This is a genomic window from Treponema sp. R80B11-R83G3 (assembly GCF_054786115.1).
Map to the genome: position 1 here is coordinate 1 of NZ_BDHF01000131.1, position 2,945 is coordinate 2,945.

Below are 2,945 nucleotides of genomic sequence, written 5' to 3' on the forward strand. Positions count from 1 at the left end.
TTATTTTTCAGGAACTGTTGTAAGAGTAAAATAAATTTAACTAAAAGATAAGGGACAAAGAGCACAAATGGGTATTTTAGGTTATTGTTTCAAAGCTGATCTTGAAATTTCACGATAAGATAACGGACAAAAACCCCTGATTTCTCTTTGTGTCCTTCTCTTTCTTTGTGTTCTTTGTGTGAAATCTTCTGGATGTAATTTTTGTAAAGTTTTAGATGTTACTGACTACTATGATAAAAAAATACTTCATGCCTTCACATCGCGCAGTACAAGTTGAGCAGACAATAATTCCAACGGAAGAATTTCAAAAAAAGTTGGCCCCCGTTCTTTATACCAAGCGTGGAACTCCTCCTGATATTATTGCTTTGGAATCCGCATTTGTCCGTAAATATGTCGAATCGGGACTCCTTCTTGATATTACCGATATTTATAACGCCAATAAAAACAAATTGATTGCCTATCCTGTGGAAGTGGCGACTTACAACGGCAGGGTGTACGGATTGTCATGGCATGTCTGTCCGGGCGCGTTTTTCTACCGCAGAAGTTTGGCAAAAAAATACCTTGGCACTGATGATCCTGCCGCAGTGCAAAAAAGTTTTTCCAACTTAGATCAATTCCTGAAAATGGCAAAGATTCTTAAAGAAAAGTCAGGCGGGAAATGCGTGGTTATATCCGGCGCAAGCGATCTTGTTAGGCCGTTTCTCAGTATGCGCGCCCAATTTTTCCGATATGGCAAAGAATGTCAACGGCAAGCTGCTACAGGGAACCGATGAAATAGTCTACAGTCTTTTCAATAACGCGCTTTGGGCTTATGTGTACGGAGAAAAAACAAAAGAACAGGCGCTTGCCGACTTTAGGACGCAATCGGTGGCGGCTCTTTCAAATGAAGTATTAAAAAGGTTAGGATTGATATTGAATGATTCCCCGTCTGAATCCCCGCCTGTCGTTGCTCCCAATAACGCTTCTAAATTATACTTCTTGCTGTATCATCAGATATTATGGGATGTCTTGGAACTTGGTCTCTTTTTCCTGTTACAGGTTGGATATATTGATCATGCCTGCTTCCATGTTTGACAAAAATACAACCTTGCGCTTTAAGGATTTTAAGTAATGCTCCGCGTTTCACGTTATGCGTATGCCTTTAGCAAACCGGTCTTTTTTTCTACTGTTTCCAGTTCCGCCTGTTCCTCTTTGTAAAACTCATACAGATCAAGGAGCATTTCTTCCAGTTCAACAATATCTTTTCCCTGCGTTAAATGAGAAGGCCAAATATTAAGGTATCCAACAAACCATCCGTCTTTGGACTTCCAATAGGTATATTCAAGTTCCATATTTTAAATATACAACAGTCGGCGTTTTTATACAACGGGCATCTGTCGCTACTTTTAGAATATCCGCCTTTATGCTACAATTAATCAATGAATATACGAGACAGATACGCGCCTTCCCCCACGGGGCTTCAACACATTGGCGGGATAAGGACTGCGCTTTTTAATTACCTTTTTGCCCGTTCCGAAGGTGGAAAATTTATCCTGCGATTAGAGGATACCGACAGAACCCGCTATGACGAAAGTTATGTGAAAAATCTTTACGACACTTTTGAATGGCTGGGAATAAAATGGGACGAAGGCCCCGATTGCGGCGGACCGTTCAGTCCATACATACAGTCAGAGCGCACAGCTCACTATAAAAAATACGCTCAGGAGCTTCTTGATAAAGGTCAGGCGTATTATTGCTTTTGTTCGGCGGAAAGAATTGACAAAGTGCGGCAGGAAAGGGAAGCCGCCCACTCATCGGAGAGCGGCTATGACCGGCTTTGTCGGAACATTGATCCAGTGGAGGCCGCGAAAAGAGCCGCCGCCGGAGAACCTTGCACCGTCAGATTGAAAATCCCGCTTGGAGAGACGACACGCTTTCATGATCATCTGCTTGGAGACATTGAATGGAAGAACGATGACATTAACCCCGATCCCGTTCTGTTAAAATCAGACGGCTTTCCGACCTACCACCTTGCCAATGTAGTAGACGATCATTTAATGGAAGTGACCCACGTTCTTCGCGCTCAGGAGTGGCTTGCGTCCACGCCTCTGCACGTGATCATGTACCGCGCCTTTTCTTGGCAGCATCCTGAGTTTTGCCACCTTCCGATGGTTATGGGACAGGACGGCAAAAAACTTTCCAAACGCCACGGCGCGACAAGCATTGATGAATTCCGCAAACAGGGGTATCTTCCTAGTGCGCTGATAAACTACATAGCGCTGTTAGGCGCTTCTTACGAAGAAGGAAAAGAGATTTACACTCCCGAAGAACTTGCGTCGCGTTTCAGTCTTGATAAATTAAATAAAGCGCCGGCGGTTTTTGATTACAAAAAACTTGAATGGTACAACGGGCAGTATATAAGAATGATGAGCGATAAGGAGCTTGCATCTCTTTGTCTTTCGTTTGCGATAGACGCGGGATTGTTCAGCGGCGTAAAGAGCGAAAAAAACGCAGGTAGCGAAACGCCAACACAACGTTATGAGCCATCGGAAAAGCAGAGGGAAGTTTTTACCGCCGCAATGCCGCTTGTAAAAGAGAGGCTTGTTTTCCTTAGCGAAGTCCCTGAAAAAATAGCCTATTTGTTTAAAGAACCAGAAATTCCCGCGCCTGAATTCATTATTCGATAGCGAAAGTTTTTGGTCCGCTTATTTGGGGCAGGGGTTTTTGCGGCTGGGCTTGTTATACCGCAGCGTTACTCGAATGGCTGCCAATAAAAGAAAACAAACCTATACCGAAAAAATACACATACATAAGGATACCTGTTTTAATTATTTCATTATTAATACCTTTTATTTTAATTCAAAGCGGGTATGACTATTACGCGAAACATATAGATTCCTCCATCACTTCTTTCATAGAACACCGCAAGCTCGATCAATTTATCTGGTTTCTTGTCGGGTATATAT

4 protein-coding genes and 1 pseudogene are annotated in these 2,945 nt (G+C 42.9%); 3 read left to right on the forward strand and 2 right to left on the reverse strand.

From position 1 onward, the window contains the following. The first annotated feature begins 230 nt into the window (after positions 1-230). On the forward strand, positions 231-773 hold the full coding sequence (locus ACYVRH_RS11495) for an ABC transporter substrate-binding protein (RefSeq protein WP_461257056.1): 543 nt from the start codon (positions 231-233) through the stop codon (positions 771-773). Positions 774-964: 191 nt separating this feature from the next. Here the strand turns inward: ACYVRH_RS11495 and ACYVRH_RS11500 are convergent, their stop codons facing one another. Together ACYVRH_RS11500 and ACYVRH_RS11505 are read right to left on the reverse strand one after the other, a co-directional pair. Further along, on the reverse strand, positions 965-1,126 hold the full coding sequence (locus tag ACYVRH_RS11500; RefSeq protein ID WP_461257057.1) for a type II toxin-antitoxin system HicA family toxin: 162 nt from the start codon (positions 1,124-1,126) through the stop codon (positions 965-967). Position 1,127: 1 nt separating this feature from the next. Further along, positions 1,128-1,331 (reverse strand): type II toxin-antitoxin system HicB family antitoxin, encoded by a 204-nt coding sequence (locus ACYVRH_RS11505; RefSeq protein WP_461257058.1) that lies wholly within the window; start codon positions 1,329-1,331, stop codon positions 1,128-1,130. Positions 1,332-1,418: 87 nt separating this feature from the next. On the opposite strand from ACYVRH_RS11505, the pseudogene gltX reads away from it, so the two are divergent. Both gltX and ACYVRH_RS11515 read left to right on the forward strand, forming a co-directional pair. After that, positions 1,419-2,660: pseudogene (gene gltX / locus ACYVRH_RS11510) on the forward strand (glutamate--tRNA ligase); the annotation flags it as partial. Between the two features lie 2 nt (positions 2,661-2,662). Further along, a partial coding sequence (locus ACYVRH_RS11515) for a 4Fe-4S binding protein (RefSeq protein WP_461257059.1) occupies positions 2,663-2,945 on the forward strand: 283 nt, incomplete at its 3' end.

What these genes read in the sequence shown, in the direction of transcription:
- ACYVRH_RS11505 (WP_461257058.1), bottom strand. Translation starts at nt 1,331, where the DNA reads ATGGAACTTGAATATACCTATTGGAAGTCCAAAGACGGATGGTTTGTT.
- ACYVRH_RS11495 (WP_461257056.1), top strand. Translation starts at nt 231, where the DNA reads ATGATAAAAAAATACTTCATGCCTTCACATCGCGCAGTACAAGTTGAG.